The sequence below is a fragment of the Chryseobacterium vrystaatense genome (assembly GCF_000737765.1).
In the GTDB taxonomy this organism is placed as follows: Bacteria; Bacteroidota; Bacteroidia; order Flavobacteriales; family Weeksellaceae; genus Chryseobacterium; species Chryseobacterium vrystaatense.
Genome location: NZ_JPRI01000002.1, coordinates 622,783 through 644,257 on the forward strand (window position 1 = coordinate 622,783; position 21,475 = coordinate 644,257).

General features: G+C 38.0%; 20 protein-coding genes. 4 read left to right on the forward strand and 16 right to left on the reverse strand.

Annotated features, from left to right (window positions below; translation table 11 throughout):
- Window position 1: 1 nt before the first annotated feature.
- Together IW16_RS08435 and mqo are read right to left on the reverse strand one after the other, a co-directional pair.
- Window positions 2–403 carry a hypothetical protein gene (locus IW16_RS08435; protein ID WP_034742155.1) on the reverse strand — a complete coding sequence of 134 codons (402 nt, stop codon included), beginning with the start codon at window positions 401–403 and terminating at the stop codon, window positions 2–4.
- Between the two features lie 134 nt (window positions 404–537).
- Window positions 538–2,043: a malate dehydrogenase (quinone) gene (gene mqo / locus IW16_RS08440; RefSeq protein ID WP_034742158.1), complete on the reverse strand. Its 1,506-nt coding sequence runs from the start codon at window positions 2,041–2,043 to the stop codon at window positions 538–540.
- 353 nt (window positions 2,044–2,396) lie between these two features.
- Between mqo and IW16_RS08445 the strand changes: the two genes are divergently transcribed.
- A complete protein-coding gene (locus IW16_RS08445; protein ID WP_034742161.1) occupies window positions 2,397–3,794 on the forward strand; it encodes an aminopeptidase P family protein in 1,398 nt (465 codons plus the stop codon).
- An 81-nt stretch (window positions 3,795–3,875) separates the two neighbouring features.
- On the opposite strand, the gene IW16_RS08450 is transcribed toward IW16_RS08445, so the two are convergent.
- Window positions 3,876–4,916, reverse strand: a complete 1,041-nt coding sequence (locus IW16_RS08450) for an NAD(P)H-dependent glycerol-3-phosphate dehydrogenase (RefSeq protein ID WP_051890020.1) — start codon at window positions 4,914–4,916, stop codon at window positions 3,876–3,878.
- Window positions 4,917–5,141: 225 nt separating this feature from the next.
- Between IW16_RS08450 and IW16_RS08455 the strand changes: the two genes are divergently transcribed.
- Window positions 5,142–6,170 carry a M23 family metallopeptidase gene (locus IW16_RS08455; RefSeq protein ID WP_034742164.1) on the forward strand — a complete coding sequence of 343 codons (1,029 nt, stop codon included), beginning with the start codon at window positions 5,142–5,144 and terminating at the stop codon, window positions 6,168–6,170.
- Between the two features lie 56 nt (window positions 6,171–6,226).
- Here IW16_RS08455 and IW16_RS08460 read toward each other — a convergent pair whose 3' ends face one another.
- The 6 genes from IW16_RS08460 to IW16_RS08485 all read right to left on the reverse strand — a co-directional run bounded on the left by IW16_RS08460 (window position 6,227) and on the right by IW16_RS08485 (window position 11,489).
- Window positions 6,227–7,327, reverse strand: a complete 1,101-nt coding sequence (locus tag IW16_RS08460) for an alkene reductase (RefSeq protein WP_034742167.1) — start codon at window positions 7,325–7,327, stop codon at window positions 6,227–6,229.
- A gap of 175 nt (window positions 7,328–7,502) precedes the next feature.
- Window positions 7,503–8,678 (reverse strand): MBL fold metallo-hydrolase, encoded by a 1,176-nt coding sequence (locus IW16_RS08465; RefSeq protein WP_034742171.1) that lies wholly within the window; start codon window positions 8,676–8,678, stop codon window positions 7,503–7,505.
- A 19-nt stretch (window positions 8,679–8,697) separates the two neighbouring features.
- Complete coding sequence (locus IW16_RS08470) at window positions 8,698–9,351, reverse strand: NAD(P)-dependent oxidoreductase (RefSeq protein ID WP_034742174.1); 654 nt, start codon at window positions 9,349–9,351, stop codon at window positions 8,698–8,700.
- A gap of 60 nt (window positions 9,352–9,411) precedes the next feature.
- On the reverse strand, window positions 9,412–9,822 hold the full coding sequence (locus IW16_RS08475; RefSeq protein ID WP_034742177.1) for an Rrf2 family transcriptional regulator: 411 nt from the start codon (window positions 9,820–9,822) through the stop codon (window positions 9,412–9,414).
- A 66-nt stretch (window positions 9,823–9,888) separates the two neighbouring features.
- Window positions 9,889–10,839, reverse strand: coding sequence for a hypothetical protein (locus IW16_RS08480; protein WP_034742180.1), 951 nt, complete (start codon window positions 10,837–10,839; stop codon window positions 9,889–9,891).
- A 215-nt stretch (window positions 10,840–11,054) separates the two neighbouring features.
- A complete protein-coding gene (locus IW16_RS08485; protein WP_084694517.1) occupies window positions 11,055–11,489 on the reverse strand; it encodes an FKBP-type peptidyl-prolyl cis-trans isomerase in 435 nt (144 codons plus the stop codon).
- Between the two features lie 180 nt (window positions 11,490–11,669).
- On the opposite strand from IW16_RS08485, the gene IW16_RS08490 reads away from it, so the two are divergent.
- On the forward strand, window positions 11,670–12,668 hold the full coding sequence (locus tag IW16_RS08490; RefSeq protein WP_034742181.1) for a catalase family protein: 999 nt from the start codon (window positions 11,670–11,672) through the stop codon (window positions 12,666–12,668).
- Window positions 12,669–12,806: 138 nt separating this feature from the next.
- Here the strand turns inward: IW16_RS08490 and IW16_RS08495 are convergent, their stop codons facing one another.
- The 7 genes from IW16_RS08495 to IW16_RS08525 form a co-directional block, all read right to left on the reverse strand.
- Window positions 12,807–13,847: a TerC/Alx family metal homeostasis membrane protein gene (locus IW16_RS08495; protein ID WP_034742184.1), complete on the reverse strand. Its 1,041-nt coding sequence runs from the start codon at window positions 13,845–13,847 to the stop codon at window positions 12,807–12,809.
- Between the two features lie 175 nt (window positions 13,848–14,022).
- Window positions 14,023–14,631, reverse strand: a complete 609-nt coding sequence (locus IW16_RS08500) for a TerD family protein (protein ID WP_034703446.1) — start codon at window positions 14,629–14,631, stop codon at window positions 14,023–14,025.
- Window positions 14,632–14,704: 73 nt separating this feature from the next.
- A complete protein-coding gene (locus tag IW16_RS08505) occupies window positions 14,705–15,628 on the reverse strand; it encodes a hypothetical protein (RefSeq protein WP_034742782.1) in 924 nt (307 codons plus the stop codon).
- Between the two features lie 40 nt (window positions 15,629–15,668).
- Complete coding sequence (locus IW16_RS08510) at window positions 15,669–16,838, reverse strand: toxic anion resistance protein (RefSeq protein WP_175550364.1); 1,170 nt, start codon at window positions 16,836–16,838, stop codon at window positions 15,669–15,671.
- A gap of 2 nt (window positions 16,839–16,840) precedes the next feature.
- Window positions 16,841–17,398, reverse strand: coding sequence for a TerD family protein (locus IW16_RS08515; RefSeq protein WP_034742187.1), 558 nt, complete (start codon window positions 17,396–17,398; stop codon window positions 16,841–16,843).
- The gene (locus IW16_RS08520) at window positions 17,388–18,212 is read right to left on the reverse strand and encodes a phosphoribosyltransferase family protein (protein WP_034742190.1); all 825 of its coding nucleotides are present in this window, start codon (window positions 18,210–18,212) and stop codon (window positions 17,388–17,390) included. Before IW16_RS08520 ends, IW16_RS08515 begins: the two co-directional genes overlap by 11 nt.
- A gap of 6 nt (window positions 18,213–18,218) precedes the next feature.
- Window positions 18,219–18,887 carry an HAD family hydrolase gene (locus tag IW16_RS08525; RefSeq protein WP_034742193.1) on the reverse strand — a complete coding sequence of 223 codons (669 nt, stop codon included), beginning with the start codon at window positions 18,885–18,887 and terminating at the stop codon, window positions 18,219–18,221.
- Window positions 18,888–19,398: 511 nt separating this feature from the next.
- Between IW16_RS08525 and fusA the strand changes: the two genes are divergently transcribed.
- Window positions 19,399–21,465 (forward strand): elongation factor G, encoded by a 2,067-nt coding sequence (gene fusA / locus IW16_RS08530; RefSeq protein ID WP_034742788.1) that lies wholly within the window; start codon window positions 19,399–19,401, stop codon window positions 21,463–21,465.
- Window positions 21,466–21,475: the final 10 nt, after the last annotated feature.

Consider the following 21,475-nt stretch of genomic DNA (forward strand, 5'->3'; position numbering starts at 1 on the left):
ATTAATAAGATTCTGATATTTTCACACGGTAAACATCAAGAGAATTTCTTTTGATAGAACCCACAAAGAATCCTCCTTCTTCAGGAATAACTTCTTTGAGATCGAAGCTCTTACAGTCTTTTGGCAAACCGGAAAAGACTAAAGTGAACCAAAAATCCTGCATAAAAGGTACAGGCGTCCAGTTTGGATAAATAGTAATATTTTCTGCATGAATCAGTTTGCTTTTGTGGTCAGACTGATTATCAAGAAGATATGTAGAATTCCAAATTCTTATCAGATTTCCTAAAAATGGCGATGCAGGAAAACAGCAGTGCACAATGACCTGCTTTTCCTCTTCTATTTTGGTTTGAAGAGATGCCAGGAGTTCCTTAGCAATAATGGGCTTTACGAGTATTTCTTCCACCTTTTTAATAATGAGTAGTGAGTAATAGTGACTGTGAATAGTCAATAGTGAACGGTGAATCTTTTAGACATAATTAAAAAATTCACCGATCACTTGCGAAGCAAAATTAACAATTCACAGTACACTTTCACTTTTTAATATTCTAATTGTAGTTTTTCTTTTGTATAATTTCTTACCTTATCGGTAAGCTCTTGGTTATGAGCCAGCTTCTGACCGTAAGATGGAACTATTTCAAGCAGTTTGTCTTTCCATTCTCCCTCCAGTTTTTCAGGGAAACATTTTTCAAGAACATTCAACATCGCATATACCGCTGTAGATGCGCCTGGAGAAGCACCTAACAGGGAAGCGATCGTTCCGCTTTTATTAACAACCACTTCGGTTCCGAACTCAAGTTTACCACCGTCTTTTTCATCTTTCTTGATGATCTGTACTCTCTGCCCGGCTACTTTCAACTCCCAGTCTTCTTCATTGGCATCTTTGATAAATTCTCTCAGGTGCTGCATTCTCTGGGATTTCGTCATGGCTACCTGCTGAATAAGATATTTGGTCAGAGGAAGATTGTGCCACCATGCTCCGAATAGTGATCTCAGATTTTTTGTATTAACGCTTTCAGGCAGATCCAGATAACTTCCTTCTTTCAGAAATTTTGTGGAGAATCCAGCAAACGGACCGAAAAGAAGAGCTTTTTTACCATCAATAACTCTAAGATCCAGGTGAGGAACAGACATTGGCGGCGCGTCTACAGTAGCTTGTGTATAAACTTTCGCATGATGCTTTTCTACCAGTTCCTGATTATGACTTACCAGCCACTGTCCGGAAACAGGGAAACCTCCGTAACCTTCACTTTCTTTAATATCTGAACTATCTAAAAGGGGAAGTGCATAACCTCCGGCCCCAATAAATACAAAATCAGCAACTACCTCCTGCTTGTGGTTGTGAATTCTGTCTTTTACTTTCATCTCCCATTTTCCGTCTTCTCTCGGATCAACATCTTTTACTTCATGGTATAGGAATACTTCGACATTAGAATCTTCCAGCAGGTGTCTTCCCATTTTTCTGGTTAAAGTTCCAAAGTTGACATCAGTTCCCATATCCATTTTGGTAGCTGCCATCACTTCAGACTGGTTTCTCTTGCTCATTACCAAAGGAATCCATTCTCTAAGCTGCTCATGATCTGTAGAATATTTCATTCCGGAGAACAAAACAGAATCTGCCATCTTCTCATGGCGTTTTCTAAGATATTCAGCATCTTTTTCTCCAAATACCAGGCTCATATGCGGACATGAAGTGATAAATTCTTTAGGGTCCTGAACATATCCTTTCGTTACCAGATACGCCCAGAACTGTTTTGACATTTCAAACTGTTCTGCAATGCTTTCAGCTTTGGTAATATCCACGGTTCCATCCGGTTTTTCAGGAGTATAATTAAGTTCGCAAAAAGCCGAATGCCCCGTACCGGCATTATTCCAGGCTGCCGTACTTTCTTTTGCAAACCTGCCAAGCCTTTCGAATATAGCAATTTCAAGATTGGGATCAAATTCGTGAAGCAGCGTTGCTAAAGTGGCGCTCATAATTCCGCCGCCTATCAGTACAACGTCATATTTTGGTTTCGGTGTTCTGCTTGTAAGCGATTGTGGCATAATTCTAAATTTTATATCAAATTTCGTGAAAAGTTTCATAAGTAAGGACGGCTTTAACGATTTTAACACGTTAATTTTTATGGGTAAGAGCACTTTCTGAACAGGCAAAAATATTCTATGGATATGGTCAATACTTTCCTATCGATATAAGCAATAATTGATACAGTCAAGTGTCCAGATACCCTTTATTAAAGTTTTAAAACTTTACAGAAAACAAAGAATTCATACTCAGGAATGATCATAAGTTTTATACCTTAGCTCATAATTTGTATAATTAACCCGCATTTTTGACATTCATTCTGATAAGGTTCAGTTAATGACAGCTTGCGGATATTTGTTTAATACTTAATCATATGTTTGACAAGAAAGTTTACCTTAACAGACGCTCTGCATTGCAGTCAAAATTAAATTCCGGGATATTGCTCTTTTTGGGTAATGAAGACAGCCCAATGAATTTTAAAGATAACATCTATCATTTCAGACAGGACAGTACCTTTTTGTACTATTTTGGAATTAATGAACCTTCATTGGCGGCTATTATTGATCTTGATGAAGATGAAATCATTCTCTTTGGAAATGAAATGAGCATTGATGATATCGTTTGGATGGGAAGACAGAAAACTTTGGCCGAAAAAAGTGCTGATTCAGGTTTATCAAAGGTTCTTCCTCTTGATGAGCTTGACACTTATCTAAAACGTTATCAGGAGAAAGACCGTCCTGTTCATTTTTTGCCTCCTTACCGTCCTGAAAATAAGATTAAGCTATCGAACTGGTTTAATATACCTGTTGATCAGCTTAAAGAACGTGCGTCACTGCATTTTATAAAAGCTGTTGTTGCACAGCGATCGGTTAAATCAGCTGAAGAAATTACAGAACTGGACAGGGCTGCATCCATATCTGCTGATGTTCATTTAATGGTGATGCAACATGCAAAACCGGGGATGTATGAGCGTGAACTTGCCGCCAAAATACAGAGTGAGGCATTAGCTTCGGGAGGTAATCTAGCTTATCCGGTTATCCTTACCGTTCAGGGGGAAATTCTCCATAACCACTATTACGGCAATCAGCTTCGTGAAGGTCAGTTGGTACTGAATGATTCCGGTGTGGAAACTTCTTTAGGATACGCGGGAGATCTTACCCGCACCTTCCCGGCGGGCAAGACATTCAGTGCTGAGCAAAAAGACGTTTATGATATTGTCCTCGACGCGTATCATCATGCAAAAAATATGCTGGCACCGGGAGTAAGATATTTAGATGTGCATCTGGCTTCGTGCAAAATCCTCGCGCAGGGCTTAAAAGATATCGGGCTGATAAAAGGAAATATTGATGATGCCGTACAGGCTGGCGCTCATGCTATGTTTTTTCAATGTGGGACGGGGCATATGATGGGACTTGACGTCCATGATATGGAAGACCTCGGCGAGCAGTATGTTGGTTATACCGATGACCTTGTTAAAAATACCACCCAGTTCGGTCTGAAATCTTTAAGATTGGGCAAAGAACTTGAAGCAGGGTATGTATTAACTGTTGAGCCGGGTATTTACATCATCCCTGAACTCATTGACCGTTGGAAAGCATCCAATCAGTTTACAGAATATATCAACTACGATCGATTGGAAACCTTTAGAAATTTTAGCGGGATCAGGATAGAAGACGATTTCCTTATTACCGAAACCGGAAGCAGAATGTTGGGTAAACACCTTGCGCTGACTACCGAAGAAATTGAGGAGATCAGAAGAGAGGCCTATTAAAAAGTAAAACCGTCATTATACTGAAAAAGTACATGACGGTTTTTTTATTATTTTTAGATTTTTCGTAAATCTTACTTCAGATTAATTCAATTTTGCAGTCAGTTTTTTAAACTGTTTTTCTGCATTCTTTCCTTCATAAAGGATCGCATAAACGGTGTCGATAATCGGCAGTTTAAGATTTTTCTGCTTAGCTGTTTTGTAGATAGAATCTGCTGCATAATACCCTTCCGCTACCATGTTCATCGACTGGATCGCAGATTTTACTGTATATCCTTTTCCGATAAGGTTTCCTAAACTTCGGTTTCTTGAGAATAGAGAATACGCTGTTACGAGAAGGTCGCCCAGATAGGCACTTTCATTAACGTCTCTTGGAGCTTCATAAACCGCTTCAAGGAAGATTTCCATTTCACGGATCGCATTGGAAACAAAAACGGCTGTAAAGTTATCGCCATAGCCCAAACCACTTGCTATCCCGGCTCCTATTGCAAAAATATTTTTAAGGATTGCGCTGTACTCATTTCCTAAAATGTCCTTACTGGAATGCACTTTAATAAAATCCGAACTGAAGATTCCGGTCAGCTTATCTGCGGTCTCATCCTCTACTGCTGCAACGGTAAGATAAGAAAGTCTTTCCATAGCCACTTCCTCTGCGTGACAAGGGCCTGCAATAACAGCCTGATTTCTGAAACCAATCTTGAATTCGTCTCTCAAGTAATGTGCAACGACATCATTTACTTTGGGAATAATTCCTTTAATCGCAGAAACAAAAATCTTATCTCCATATTCACAGGTCATTTTATCCATTGTATCAGACAGGTAAATGGAGGGTGTTGCCAATACGATGACATCGCAGGCACTTACCAGTTCGTTAATATCTGTTGTAAGTTTTAGACTTTTAAGATTAAAATTAACAGCTGTAAGATAAGAAGGATTGTGTCCGCGGAGTTCAATAGCTCCTTTTACGAATTCACTTCTTACACACCAGTGTACCACTTTACAGTTTTCAACAAGCATTTTTACGATAGCGGTTGCAAAACTTCCGCTTCCTACAACACCTACAGAAACCTCATTTTTATTCTTTTTTGGATTTGAAGATTCTGAAATTATTTTCTTTTTCGCCATAATTGAAATGTGAACTGCAAATATATTAAAACAAAGACGGAACAAGGACTTTGGGGTTATGATAAAAGCCACTTTCTGAAAAAATTAACACTTAAACACAATTAAATATCTAATTACGCGTTAAATACAGAAAAAACTAAGTTTTCTTTAAAAATATAGATCAAAGAGTATTTTTAATTAAATTTGCACGCTTTAAACCGTTTTGTAATATACTAAGAGAGAAATATGAAGAAATTTCTAAACAGCAAGAGGAACGTGAATATTCTCCTGGGAGGACTTTTGCTAGTAGTTTTTGTACAGGCCATCTTTATTGCCAGATTATTTTCTGAAAAGGATGATAAAATGTACGAGGTGAACCTTGTAAAAATAAACACTGAGAAAGACAGTGTAGATTATTTAAAAATGAAAACAGATCTTACCTTGGTAGATCAGACTGTATCTGAGCTTAATTCATTTCTGAAATCCAAAGACATCACCAACGAAAAAGTGATGATCCTCAGCAAAGACAGTATTTCAAATTCTGTATATCTGGCCAAACAGGCCAACCGCTACAGTCAGTATTTGATGAATCTTCAGAAAAAACTGATGGAAGTTCCTCTCGGAATGCCTACCGATGGATATATTTCCTCTAATTTTGGCATCAGAAAAAATCCAATTCCTTATAAAACCGTATTTGCTTCTGTAAAATCAGGTGCTGCAGATTCTAAGCCTGTAGCCGCAGCTGCTCCTAAACCGGAAGTAAAAGCTGAACCTGTTGAAAGAATTATCGAATTGACGGACAGCTACGGTAATAAAAGAGAAGTAAAAGTAATGGTCACCCCAAAAGCGGCTCCTTCTGCTCCGGCACCATCTTCAGCTGCTGCATCTGCAAAAGCGGTCGCAGGAAATACCTCAAAGAAAGCTCCAATGGAAAAGAACAATCCTCCTGCTGAAGCTGACCAGATGCAGTTCCATAAAGGATTGGACATTGCGGTTGCTTACGGTTCAGACGTGAGAGCTGCTGCTGCAGGAACCGTTATTTTCTCAGGTGAGAAAGGCGGTTATGGAAACTGTGTCATTGTTTCTCACGGAAACGGGCTGGCTACACTGTACGGCCACTTATCCCAACTGGTTTCAAAAGTAAATCAGAAAGTAAAGGTAGGACAGGTCATTGCTAAATCAGGAAATTCAGGGCGTTCTACAGGACCTCATCTTCATTACGAAGTACATAAAAACAACACACCGGTGAATCCGAAACTGTTTATGAATTTATAAAATAATGGCTGTCTCTTTGACAGCCATTTATATATAAAGAGAAGATCAACCTGCTGCTAGAATAGAAAAGGATAATCTGTATACCCTCTGGCATCACCTCCTCCGAATAGTGTATGCGGATCGCTGATCTCATTCAGGACAGCATTCTGCAGCACTCGTTCAGGATAATCAGGATTGGTCAGGAACTTTCTTCCAAAACCGATAAGGTCTACCAGATTCTGTTCCAACAGTTCTTCCCCTTCAGACGGCGTTTTATTTCCTGTAGCGATGATTGTATTTTTGAATTTATATCTCAACTCCTTTCTGAACAGATATGGAATTCCAGGGGCATCATCCCAGTCGGCTTCACATAAATGAATATATGCAACTCCCAGTTCATTAAGTTTTTCGGCGGCCAGCATAGTGGTTTCCAGTATTTCAGGATCATCCATATCTTTAAATTTAATAAAGGGAGAAAGCCTTACGCCTGTTCGTTCTTTGCCCACAGTTTTAATCACAGCTTCGGTCACCTCAATCAGAAAACGGATCCTGTTTTCTATATTTCCCCCATATTCATCAGTTCTTATATTGGAATTTCCCCGCAAAAACTGGTCGATAAGATAGCCGTTGGCTCCATGAATCTCCACTCCGTCAAAACCAGCATCGATGGCATTTTTTGCACCTGTCGCAAAATCATGGATGGTCTGGTCAATCTCCGCTTTTGTCATTGCTTTCGGCTCTTCTACCGGAATAAAAGCAGCGTCTCCGTTTGATGCTCCGTCAAAAATATATACATTGGTATTGCCTGCTATCAGAGCGGAGGGGGCTAAAGGCTGCAAACCATTGATTCGGGAAGACGACACCCTGCCTACATGCCAGAGCTGCAAAAACATCCTGCCTCCCTTCTCATGCACAGCATCTGTTACTTTTTTCCATCCTTCGGTTTGTTCTTTCGTATAGATCCCCGGAGTTCTGGCATATCCCATTCCCTGAAGTGAAATTTGAGCAGCTTCAGAAATTATAAGCCCTGCAGAAGCACGCTGTCCATAATATTCTGCCATCAGGCTGTTAGGAACTTCACCAGGTTCTGAGGAACGGCTTCGGGTCATCGGAGCCATTATGAATCGGTTGCTTAGCTGGATATCATTCAGTTGATACGGTTGAAATAATTTTTTCATACGATAATTTTTTTTATGGTTGTCCTCAATTGTACATACAAAAGTAGAGTAAAGACCAGGCTTGTTAGTTGTAAAAAATTATTCCATATTTGTAAAAATCAATCGTACTGATCATTGATTTTGAACATAAAAAAAACTGCTCTCACAAGAAAGCAGTTTTTATGTAAAACTATGTTTATTTCAGAATTTTTAAGGTTCCTTTCAGATGGGTGAATGATCCGTTAGGTTCTGCTATATTGGTGTAGATTATATTTTTGTTATAATCCTGAATATGGGTAATATTCGATCCCAATTTAGGTTCATGCCAGTATACCATAAAGACATTCTTTGCCACTTCAACAGCGGTGTACTGAACCGTATCTGTATTTCCTTTTACATTTCCGGATACTCCTGTAAATGACATTTCTTTATTGTTTTTAAAGTCAAGGATGAACTTAAAGGTTCCAAAATCAGCTTCTACTTTATGGCCAATGGCCGGATAGGGTGCCTTCAGATCCCAACTTATTTCTCCAAAGAAAACTTTCGCTCCCATTTCCAGTTCATCTTTTCCGTGAAGTTCAGGATATTTTTTCACCATAAAATCTACTACAGCAGAAGAGGTTTTGTTTTCGGTGACTGCCTTTTTATAGTTCTCAAGATAGGTTTTAACAAAATCAAGAGATTGGGGAGACAGAGAGAGCTTTGCAAAATGAGATGGAACAACCTGCTCAGGTTTTAATGCTTTCATCGCATCAATCTGTGCAATCCACTGATCAATTGCTTTGGTATTCTGCGTATCTGCCATCCAGATATGTGAATCCACAGAAACAGAAATACCACCAACCACTGTTTTTAAAGATGGAATCCATACAAAACTGTGAGCCGGATCTTCGGCATTTTGTTTGATCTCAATTTTATTTCCTTCCAAATCAGGAATTGAATAGACGGCTTCAGGAATAATGATTTCCGATGGAGCATCTTCTTTAAGCTGAGGTTTCCAAACGGCCATTTTATCATCTTTTGAAGCTGCTATCAGATAAGCGGTCTGTGCCGTAGAGATGATCTTTACATTGGGAAATGCTTTTTTAATCACATCAAGACCAAAATAAAAATCGGGATCGCTGTGAGAGATAAAAACTGTTCTCAGATTTTTACCTGTTGCTTTGATTTCTTTTACCAATTGCTCTGCATATTGCTTCTGGAACTGCGCATCAATCAGCACAGCGTCTTTATCTCCATAAATAATAGTGGAAGTAATAGGGAAAATAGCTTTGGGACCGGGATTATAAACTTTAATCTTTAAGTTCCCTGCAAACAGAATACTTACAAACCCCAGCAATGTGATCAGTGATAATAATTTCTTTTTTAACATTGTTGATTTTTTCAGTGGATTAGTATGCAGCAGTAAAACGCTCACGAATGTGGTTGTTCTGCTCAAGTTCGTCTACCAATACAGCTGCCACATCTTCTACAGAAAGGCGGCTTCTTCCGTTTTCATCAAATACAGGTGTTTCTAAAGATGTTCTGTATTTACCTGTTCTTTCTCCTACATTTGCCTGATTCATTTCAATTGCAGGGCTGAAAAATGTCCAATCCAGGGTATTGTTTTCTTTGATCCTGTTTAAATAATCTCTTGCAGCTGTTGCACCCGGTTTATAGGCTTCAGGGAAATCGGGAGTATCTACGATCTGTACATTATCGGGAGTATAAAGACTTCCGGCTCCACCAACGACAATCAGTCTTTTTACGCCTGACTTTTCTACTGCTTTTTCAATATTAACGGAACCGTTCAGAAAGTCATTATACAAATTGGGATTCGTCCAGCCTGCATTGAATGCACTGATTACCGCATCACTTCCCTTCAAAGCTTCTGCAAGCTCTTCTGTATTGTTGACATCAACACTTTTTGCCGTTACATTTTCTTTTGTTTCTACTTTAGAAGCATCTCTTACTAAAGCTTCTACTGCATATCCTCTTTCTGCCAATTCATTTACTACTTTTTTTCCTACAAAACCGGTCGCACCGATTACTGATACTTTTTTCATAATATTTTATTTTAAAATTAAACTGTAATAAAACTTGTTACATTTATGGTTAAAAAAATTTTATTCGAACTGCTCCGAAAATTCTTTCAGGGATTTATCTCCTAAAAACTGAGTAACCAAAAGATCTGTTTCTTCAAATAATGTATTTAAATGATCATTAATCTCTTTTCCTACACTGCACGCGGGATTAGGATTCTGATTTTTCTTGCCTAACACTTCTGTATTCTTCACCGCTCTGTAAATCTCCGAGATACTGATCTCACCGGCATTCTTAGCAAGCTGGCTTCCCCCATCTTTTCCCTGTCTGCTGGCAATGAGACCTGCTTCTCTTAACACACTGAGCTCCTTTCGGACAATCACCGGATTTACATTAATGCTGCCTGCCATCCATTCAGAAGTGAGCCACTCCTGAGGACTTTTTGCCAATAAGGTCATGATATGTATTGCCGTAGCAAATCTTGTATTGTTCATTGTAATTACATGGCAAAGATAGACAAATATTTAAATGTAACAAATATTATTACAGTTAAAATTTTCTTAAAGAATTAATTTGTCCAGATCCAGCAGCAGATAATTGATATTCTGATTGATGGTTCTTGTTGCCGACTGCATCTGGTTGAGCATAGCAGCCCGGTTATGAAGGTCATCGGCTCTGTAGAAACCTCCGTCACTGAAGATCACTGACTGATCGGCTTCTGCTTTTATATCGTCAAACTGATAATGGAGCCATCTTTCCTTCATACTGGTAATAATGGAATGTTCTTCTTTATTGGAAAATTTTTTCTCTGTGTACATATACCAGATAAAGGGAGGGAAATTCGGCGATTCCAGTTTTTCGCGCCATATATCCCTCAAAAGGTTTCTCTGATGGATAAATTCTACTTTCTTCCCTTTTGGATTAAGTGTTGCCAAACCAAAGCCTGCTCCCACGACACCCCCACCGATATCAATGGCATTACTCCATCCTCCATCCTGTACAATCCCACCCGCGATGGATGCTGCTGCACCGGTTACAATTGAAAAAAGGATCATTTTATTGTTTCTCGAATCATTAAGGTTGTCCACATAATTTCCAATCTGCGCTACCCTTTCCCCTTCACAGTCGAATTCTGCAGCTACTGCATCCAATTCTGTAAGTGCAATAGTAATCTTGCTGTTGATTTTACTTTTAAGCTGTAAAACTTTTACCTGAGCAGTAATCGAGGAATCTTTTTTCAGATTAATAATCTTATGAACTTCATCCAGATTGTCCAGGGCATTTAAAATTAAAATACTCTGATCAGAGAACGTTCCCTGAAGTTCTCTATTGGCCGATAAGATAGAATCCGAATTATACGAAGGAACTCTATTGCTATAGTTATACTTAAAAGGTGCTTTACAATAGCTGTCTTTCAGGGTAAGAATATTCTGTCTGATGACCTGGTTCTTTTTGGAAACACAGGAAGTCAGCAGGCCCAATATTGCCAAAAGGTAAAAGAGTTTTTTCATTCAGTCTGTACTTTGCTTTGTGTAACATGGTTGGCTGATCCTAAAGGCGAAATAATTTTATTCCCGATAAAATTGTAACCAGATTCTTTAGGTCATGGTATTCCCAAAAGAAATCTTAATCATGTTTGTCCTTTGTAATTGATCAATACGAATATAATACAAATAAAAAAATTTACCCGAATTCGGGTAAATTTTTAATCTATTTTTAAGCAAAATTATTTTATATCCAATAATTCTACTTCGAAAACTAGTGTAGAATTTGGGCCAATTTCTTTGCTGATCTGCTGATCTCCATACGCTAAATGTGGAGGAAGAATCAATCTCCATTTGCTTCCAACAGGCATTAACTGAAGCGCTTCTGTCCAACCTTTAATCACCTTGTTTAAAGGGAAAGATGCAGGCGTTCCTCTTTTTACAGAGCTGTCAAAGACTTTACCAGAAATGGTAGTTCCGTGGTAATGGCATTTCACTGTGGATTTCGGTCCTGGTTTTGGTCCATCTCCTTCGGTAATGATTTCGTACTGCAAACCGCTGGGCAATTGTACAACACTTTCTCTCTTACCATATTCCACCATGTATTCCTTACCATCGTTAAGGTTCTTTTCTGCCAGTTCTTTTTTCTTTTTAAATAACATATCTGCTACTCCCATTGTTGATATTTTTTACAAAGATAGTGGTTTTTGAAAAAAGGATAGATACCGGTTTGTTTAGTTGCTGGTTATCAGGATTGAGAAAGAAGAATCGCCCTATTTCCTCAAAATTCAAATAATTTTAATATTGTGTTAACGCAGATTCAGAAACTTGGCGTTATAATTGAATTTAAAAACTAAATGCCACAACCACTAAAATATAATAAGAAATTTGATGAGCTCACTGAAGAGGAAAAAGAACTTCTGGAAATCAATAAAAAAACGATTGCAGACTTCGTTGAACAGTCCTCTTCCATAAGCGATGTCAATTATGCCACCAGAAATGCCCATGCCAAAACATATGCTGCAGCTGACGGCACATTTTTTATCGATAAAAATATTCCTGAAGAGCTCCTTCCGTTTTTTGACAGTGAAAAATTTGACCTTACGATAAGGCTTTCTAACGCGAACCTAAAAATTAAAAATACAGAGAAAGATGTTCCTGCTTACGGATTTGCCGTAAAGATAAAAGACGAAAAAGGCGGATTGATTGCTAATTTCCCTTTGGTTAATTTCCCTTTATTTCCAACGAATTCAGTATCTCACTTTCTGAAACTGTTTACTGCTGTGAACCGGTTTTATATAAAAAAATGGAGCAGTTTCTTTTCATTGGCAACGCAGGCTGTGAAAATAATTCCTTCAGTTTTTACGATATCATTTGTCAGAAATACGATTAAACTGCTGAGTAAAAGAAATGATTTCATCCTGTCTTTTGATTATCATTCTGTCGGAGCTTACCGTCTTGGTGATTACATGATCAAGATCAAACTGGTTCCAAAATCTACAGATAAAAACTTCGGCAAAAAATTAAAGATGAAAGAGGCTCTTACAAGTTATTTCAGTGACCATGACTATGCTGCAGATGTTCTGATTCAGTTTTGTTATGATCTGAAAGACCAGCCGATCAACAGACTGAATGTGGAGTGGAAAAATTCACCCTATATTAAAATCGGAGAAGTAAAAATAAACCAAGGTCAGCTCCTGAATCCACGCGATTGCACCAATGAATTATTATCATTCAATCCGTTTGAAAGCAAGATTTTTTTCCAGCCTGTCGGAAAGATTCAGAAACTGCGTGATGAGGCCTATAAAGTTTCAATGCAGACGAGGAGAAAGATCAATAAGCTGTTGCATGGATGATGAATTCGTCAATAGTCTATTGTGAATAATTTTCAATAAAATATGTTCCTGAGCTTTATATTTATCCAGTGAATTTTTAGAAATAAAAAAGGCTTTACAGATTGTAAAGCCTTTCCTTATTATATGTTTTTGATATTCTTATTTTTCTGATTTTTCTTTTGCATCATCTTCTTTTTCAGGGAACATAATGGATATAAGAACAGAAAGTACCAATACCCCTCCTACGATTCCCAATGAAACCGGAGACGGAATATGAATCCATGGTGCAATCAGCATTTTCACCCCGATAAATGACAGGATAATAGCCAGCCCGTAAGGAAGCTTGCTGAACATATGGATAAAGTTCGCCAACAGGAAATATAATGATCTCAATCCTAAGATCGCGAAAATATTGGATGTATACAGGATGAAAGGGTCATTTGAAATAGCAAAGATCGCAGGAATAGAGTCTACTGCGAAAAGAACGTCAGTAAATTCAATAACCCCTACCACTACTAAAAGCGGTGTTGCCATTTTGATTCCGTTTTGGATTGTGAAGAACTTATCACCATCATAATTATCGGATACTTTCCAGAAACTTTTAATCAATCTTGCACCAGCCGTATTGCTGTAGTCTTCATCATCATCGTCGCCTCCGTCACCCCAGGATTTGATCCCGGCATACACAAGGAACAGACCGAAGAGAGCCATTACTACATTGATTTGTACTGCTTTTCCAAAAATATTCATTTCAGGAAGGTAAGTAAGGTTGATAAGTCCTACTCCCGCGAAGATAAAGATCGCTCTGAAAATCAGTGCCCCAATAATTCCCCAGAAGAGAACTTTGTGATGAAGGTATTTCGGAACTTTAAAGAACCCGAAAACAAGGATAAATACGAATAAGTTATCCACAGAAAGGGCCTTTTCAATCCAATAGGCGGCCTGATACTGTGTAAATTTCTCTACGGCCACTGCGTGGCTCTCAGGACTTCCATCTGTATTGAAAACCCAGTACACTACTCCTGAGAATATCATGGATAATGAAATCCATACGATAGACCAGATGGTAGCTTCTTTGGACGATACTTCATGGCTTTTTTTGTTGAATACTCCTAAATCCAGGAGAAGCATGATAACGACTGTTACCGCAAATCCCCACACCAAGCCCGGGTGCAATTCTAAAATACTTTGATGTTCCACTTCAGTTTATGTTATTATATGATAAAAGCAATAGATGTACAGTATGCACAAATATTGCTAATTTTTAATGTTTTTATTTTGATATCAATAGATCAATAAGTTTTTAGCCAAAGCCCATAAAATTATTCATTTTTTTCGAATAAACCAAAGCCCATTCTTATTGATTATCTATTCGTTATAAATAGTTGGCCTGAACAGTCTGAATTGTCTGTTCCAGCTTTCTGTCTGAAGTAGGATCCCCAATTGCATTGAACTTCCACTCGCCGTTTCTTTTGTAGAAAACACCCATTACCATAGCAACGTGTCCTTTGAAAGAAGCATCATTGGCAATATCATATTTAGCGAAAACCTCTCTTACATTGGTAGGAGTTCCTTCGTAAATACGGATAGAAGCAAAAGGGATCGTTCCGAAATCCTGTCCCTGATAGCTGTTCAGTACCAATGCAACGTGCTCTACATTCGGCTCCAGCTGGCTGAAATCTACAGTGATCACTTCATTGTCTAATCCATCATCTCCGTTTACATCTCCGGTAAGGTCATCACCACTATGTTTTACAGAACCGTTTCTTGATTTCAGGTTTCCGAAATAAATCACTTCTGTAAGCGTTTTGTTTGAATCAAATAAAATACAGCTTCCATCTAAGTCTACTGCTTCCTTTTTGGTTCCGAAAAGCCCTTTTTTCTCGATTGCTCCCCAGTTGATTCCCACACAGGCTTGGGTAAGCTCAGCTCCGTTTTCCTTTTTAAGGTTTATTCTTTGACCTTTTTGTAAGTTAATAGCCATCTTTTTATGTTTATTGTTGTTATTTATATTTAGCAAATGTGCTCATCAGCCTATTTACTTATCAAATTCCGTATTAATTGTTATTCAAATTTAAATTGAGCATTGCGCGCAGGATATTCGTTTCTTCATCAAAATCGAATATTTTACTCATAATATCTATATTTTCTAAGTTTTTGAGATAGTCTTTCAACACATTTTCAACTTCAGCTGGGATCGTTCGCTTTCTTTCATTGATAGAATTTTCCAGCATTTCATTTTTTCTTTTCAGCTGATTGATAATGGTACTCTGGTTCGATTGGTTCTCAGAAACATCTAATTTTTCAAGATCACCATCAAAGAGATAGAGTTTTTTATCATCAATTCCGAAAATAAAATGATCATCAGACTGAAATATCTTGAAGAGTTCATATTCATTGGTCCCTATCAGATAACCACAGACAAACCGCACTTTAAAACTCTGGATATTCAATCTTCCCAAAAGCTTCCTTTCTATCGCATAATCTCTATACTGATAGGCCGGAAAAGGCTGGGGTTTAAGCTGTTGTTCATCTGCATTCGTCCTGTAGAATTCCTGTCCGTATTTTTTATGGAAATACAGAACATTATTCCAGTCTGCTGTAAAAATATCTTCGGTAAGGTCTTTATAAAGCATTTTCAGATGCTGGGAAAATACACCACTGTACATCTTCCGGTCGGTCTGAAAACTATCTACACGCCTTTCCTCAAAACCTTCAATATATTTATTATTAACGTCAATTTCATTAATCACAGCCAACATATCATTTTCCTTCTGCCTTTTTATTTTGGTTAGAAGTTCAATGAGGCTGTCGGTATACTGCAGGTGAAAAAGTTCCAGCTTATTATAGTCCAGAGCGGTATTTTCCTGAAATAAATTATGTATAATATCGGTCTTGATGTAAATGGATATTATATCAATATGTTCAAAAAAATTAGCCAGAAGTTTAAGCTTTGTTAATCTTCTTTTACTCTGAGACATTATGGTTGCTGCATCATCCCCCACCTTGGTATCCTGTTAATTAACCTCTGACGTTTGCTTTTAATTCATGCTCCAGTGTCTGAAGATCCTGATCAAGTTTTCTTCTTCCTTCAGCACCCTGCTTTTGGATCTGCTTCACTTCATTCAATGTATTGATAAGCATTGAAGTCGTTTCTCTCAATGTTTCTACCGACACGATCGTCTGTTCGTTTGCTCTCGCAACATTCACTGAATTCTGTCCCAGACGTTCTGCGTTTTTCTTCAGAATTGCTTCAGTCGTAGAAGATACTTTCTGCTGGATCTCAATATTTTGCTGCTGTCTGTACATGGCCACTGCCAGTGAAAGCTGATTTTTCCAAACCGGAAGTGTTGTGGTAAGAATCGTCTGTGCTTTTTCAGCAATAGAAACGTTGTTATTCTGTACCAGTCTGATCTGCGGAAGCGACTGCATCATGATGATACGTACCACTTTAAGGTCAGCCATTCTTCGGTCTAATCTCGCAATGAAATCTCTTTTATCAGCAATCTGATAATCCTGGTATCTTTGTGGATCAGCTTCCATTTGTGCCAATTCTCCTGCAGCTCTTTCCATTCTTACATTTCCGGCGATCACCAATTCTTCAATTGCTTTAATGGAATTCACATTGCTTTCAAAGATGGTTTGAAGAACAGCATTGTCCTTGGTAGAAGTAATGATTCCTGCATTGACTTTGTAAGCGATTTGTTCAATATTATTGATGATCTTATCATATTTCGCAAACATATTTTCCACCTGTGTCATGACCTTTTTCATGAACGGGATCTTACTTAGGAAGCTTTTTACTTTATTTTGCTGAAGCTCCTCAACATCTACATAGTTAAGTTCTACCAGCAAATCATTGATAAGTACCCCAACTTCTCCTGAGTTGGATCTTCTTACGTTTCCTAAAAAGCTGTCACTCTGGTTAGATAGAGTTTTCTGAAGCTCTGCTCCGTAATTCACGATAGAACCAGGATTGGTCTCATCGATGGAATTGGCAAGAACCTCATATTTCTTACGCTCTTCTACCTGTAACTGAGTCAGATTTACATTTCCTTCCTTATCCACAAGAACTGCGGGTGCTGTATTTTGTACAGGCTGACTCGGTGGAGCCATCGGAGCCGGTTCAAAGGTTTTAAGAGGCTCAATAGATCCCATTGGATCTATTGGCTGATTATCCTGATTATCCATAATTATTTTTGATAAATTGATACGAACTTGTCAAGGCCGTCTCTCTGTCCTGCCCCAACAGCTTCAAATTTCCATTCTCCGTTTTTGTTGTATATTCTTCCGAATTCTACAGCAGTTTCAATAGAGAAATCTTCGTCTAATTCATATTTCAGAATCTCTTCATTGGTATCTGTATTGAAAATTCTGATGAAAGAATTTCTTACCTGTCCGAAGTTCTGCTTTCTTGCATCTGCATCGTGGATCGTTACTACTACTGTAATTTCCTGAATTGCTGAATCAATCTTCGTAAGATCGATTTTGATCTGCTCATCATCTCCTGATCCTTCACCTGTAAGGTTATCCCCTGTGTGAATTACTGATTTATCCGGAGACTCCAGATTATTATAGAAAATAAAGTGACTGTCTGATACTAGTTTTTTGTCCTCACCCAGCAAAAATAAAGATGCATCAAGGTCAAAACCTGTTCCTGTAGAAGTATTATTGATATCCCATCCTAAACCTACGGTGAATTTAGGTGCGTTAATGTTTTCTCTCTGTCCTTTTTGTAAGTTAATAGCCATAATATAATTCCGTTTGTGTTAAAGTATTGATGTTATTTTCGTATTCTTTTATTAAATGATAATTATTGCTGATTGCCAGCTCCAGAAGCAGATCCATCTGCTCCTTTTTTACTTTAGACGTAAGATAGTCAAAATTACTTGAATCCAGGCCTAAAATATATTTCACGATCCTTGTATTGAATTCAAAACTTGGCTTTATCATTACTTCTGCGATGTGTTTGATGTTTTTTACCGCATAATAATTAAAATAGTTTTCAATCTTCGGATCAAGGTCGAAGTTCATCAGTTCCGCATAATAGAGGAACATAAAATCCGCTTCCACATTAAATTCGTTCAAAATCCTGTTTACCGTATACTCATGACTTCCCGTGATTTTTATATCGTCTATAAAAATACAAAGTTTTCCGCGTAAAAAATCTTTATCAATATAATAAGTATCATTGGCAATAAGATTTTTCCGGTCTTCAAAATTAAGATTGCCATAATCCGTGATATAGGTGTGATTACGGTTGATCTTCGATAAAATACTGGATCTTCTTCCCTTCTGAAAAAGATACAAATCCAGATGCTTTTTAAAGAAAAAACATAAAAAATTGGAAGCCGTCGGAATAGCCATATACGGACTTGGAAGAACAACGATTTCTTTTTCTGTATTTAAAAGTTCTGCATGTTCAGCTATAAATCCGTTGAATAATTCTTTGGCAAACTTTTCCGCATACGACTTATCGCCATATTTGAAATAGCTGTATTCTGCGGGTGAAAAACTGAATTCATCCGCTGAATGAATGGGGTGTAAGCTGTATCTCTTATTCATATCAATTTAGTGTTTAAGTAGGTGTGCACTGAAACCGAAATCTTTGGCACCCTTATAATCCGCCACGGGATTATCTCCAATATGCAGGATACGGTGCATTGGAAGATCCTGGTCTTTAAGGTTATTTTTTACTTCCTGAAAAATAAGGGGATTTGGTTTTGAGATATTTATCTCATCCGAATAAATATGGAAATCGATATACTGATCCAGCTCTTCCCCAATCAGAAATTTTCTCATTGTTCTGCCCTTGATAAATCCTGTATTACTCAAAATATTGACTGTTTTTCCCTGATTTTTAATCTGATCAAAAAAGTCTTTTACATTTTCGAAAATAATAAGCGGTTTATATTCTAAAAACAGGTCTTCACTTTTAAGGTAAAACCCGTCCAGCTTTTCTTTATCTATTTGTTTTACATCCACATCCAATGAGCCCAGGATGAGTAAATATATTTCATACGTATCTATATTCCCCCCCGTAACTTCATTGATCGTATTGCACAAATCATCGTAATATTTTACAGTTTTCGCAACTTCATCAATAGATTTGTCAATATCAAAAAACGAGGTGAACAGCTCAACTCTTTTTGTTTTAAATTCAGGGTGAGATTTGATTAGTGTAAGCCACAAGTCAAAAGAAAAATGACAGTGGTTATGAATGTCGATATCTGTTTTCAATAGTTTTAAGTTAAAAGTTTTATTTAGCTTTCTTGAAAAAGATTTAAAAGTTTAATCATCAACAAGTGTTTAGTTTGCTATTATTTCCAAAGATAAAATTTTTCTCATAAAAGCATTAGGTACTTCTCTGTTTTAAGAAATTTTTATGAATTTTCACCGGTTTTACCCCTCAATTATGGCAAGGCTTAACAATTTGTTTAAATTGAGAGCGTAAAATTTTTTTCTAAAAAACTTTTAATAATTAAAAAAATTATTTAATTTCGCAATCGATTAAAAATCAACAATGTCAACAACAATGATAAATATAATAACTTTAAGTAACCCTGTGAGAGCTGTGTACTCTGGCAGCACTCAATATTTATCTGAATAGTTCCTTAGATCTTTTTATTACTCAAAATATATTAAAGGCCTATCTATTCAGATGGGTCTTTTTTGCTGCCTTATTTTCAAACCTCAAATCAAGCAGAATACAATTCAGTATTCTAAAAATCAACAATTTAAATTCAGCAAAATGAAATATAACACGAGAAATATAGGAATTATAGCACATGTAGATGCAGGAAAAACAACTTTATCCGAAAGGCTTCTTTATTATACAGGTCTCATTCATAAAATAGGAAATGTAGATGACGGAAATACCACCATGGATAAAGATATCCAGGAAAAAAACAGAGGGATTACCATTTCATCGGCTGCAGTTTCTACACAATGGAAAAAGGATGGAACAGCCTACAACATCAATATCATTGATACTCCCGGACACATTGATTTCGCAGTAGAAGTCGAGCGTTCCTTAAGAGTTCTGGATAGTGTCGTAGCCGTTTTCTGTGCCTCTTCGGGTGTTCAGCCTCAAACTGAGAATGTTTGGTTCCAGGCTGAAAAACACGGAATTTCAAAGATATGCTTCATCAATAAAATGGACAGGATCGGAGCAGATTTCTTCGCAGTTCTGAAGGAAATTGAAACGAAACTTCATGCAGTTCCCATGGCTCTTCAAATCCCGATTGGGGCCGAAGCCCAATTTGAAGGTGTGATCGATTTAATCAGGCAAAAAGCTTTATACTGGACGGATGAGACTGGTGAAACCATTATTGAAAAAGAAATTCCGGACGACCAAAAAGCTGATGCTGAGGAATACAGAATGAAATTAATGGAAACTCTCGCCGAATATGATGAGACTTTCTTTGAAATTTTCTTAGATCCTGAAAATAGTATTACGGAAGAGATGATCACTGAGGCCTTACGAAAGGTCTGCAGATCTGGGGCCGCTGTTCCTGTTCTCTGTGGTTCTGCCTTTAAGAACAAAGGGGTCCAGCCTCTTTTGGATGCGGTCGTAACTTATTTTCCGGCTCCTGATCATTTACCGGCCATACAGGGTAAAGATCCTGAGACAGAAGAATCTGTGGAACTTATAAGAGACGAAACTGAGTCTTTCTCCGGACTTGTCTTTAAAGTCGTGATCGACAAACATATGGGCAGACTTGCGATGCTTCGTCTGTATTCCGGTAAGATAAAATCCGGTGATACGGTTCTTAATGTAAGAACAGGTGAAAGTTTCAGGATATCGAGGATTCTACAGATGCAGTCGGACAAGACGTTAGCGATAGAGGAAGCAAAAGCGGGTGACATTGTGGCTTTGACCGGGATAAAAGACTCCAAAACAGGAGATTCTTTATCTGCTGTTGAGAAACCTGTACTTCTGGAAGCGATTACAATTCCTGCTCCTGTTATCCGGGTTTCGATTGAGCCTAAGACGAACAGTGACGAGAAATCTTTCGGTTTGGTTTTGGCTAAAATTCAGGAAGAGGATCCATCGTTAGTCGTTGAAAGAGACCGACAGACCGGAGAAACATTATTGAGCGGGCTGGGAGAACTTCACCTGGAAGTCACTCTGGAAAAGATCCGTCTGAATCACGGTATCGAAGTCAATCAGGGGAAACCTAAAGTTTCTTACCGTGAGATTCTGACAGAAACCAGGACTCACAGGGAAAAGCTTTCCAAGCAGAATGGAGGTAGCGGACAGTTTGCCGATATCACTTTTGAGATCGGTCCCAGAGAAAACAATGTGCCTGGTATTGAATTCATTAACCTGATTAAAGGTGGTGTTATTCCGGGTGAATTTATTCCTTCGGTTGAAAAAGGTTTTAAAGATGCGATGGAAAATGGGCCACTGAAAGGTTATCCTCTGGAAAGTATGAAGATCAGACTTCTTGACGGTTCTTTCCATGCTCAGGATTCTTCAGCGTTTGATTTTGAAAATGCAGCGAGAGACGGATTCAGGGCAGCAGCTTTATCCTGCAGCCCAAAACTACTGGAACCGGTCATGCAAGTTGAGATTCAAAGTATTGAAGAATACACAGGTGCTGTCACAGCTGACATTAACCGAAGAAGGGGAATAATTTCCTCCATCGACGAAAAATCAGGAAGAAAGATTTTCGCAGCAGAAGTTCCCTTAGCCTCTACTTTCGGATATATTTCCGATCTGAGGACTTTAACGAGCGGAAGAGCTTCAATCAGCATGAAATTATCACACTATGCTATGGTGCCTGATTTCATTGCCAATACATTAGTAACCTAAAAAACGAGGG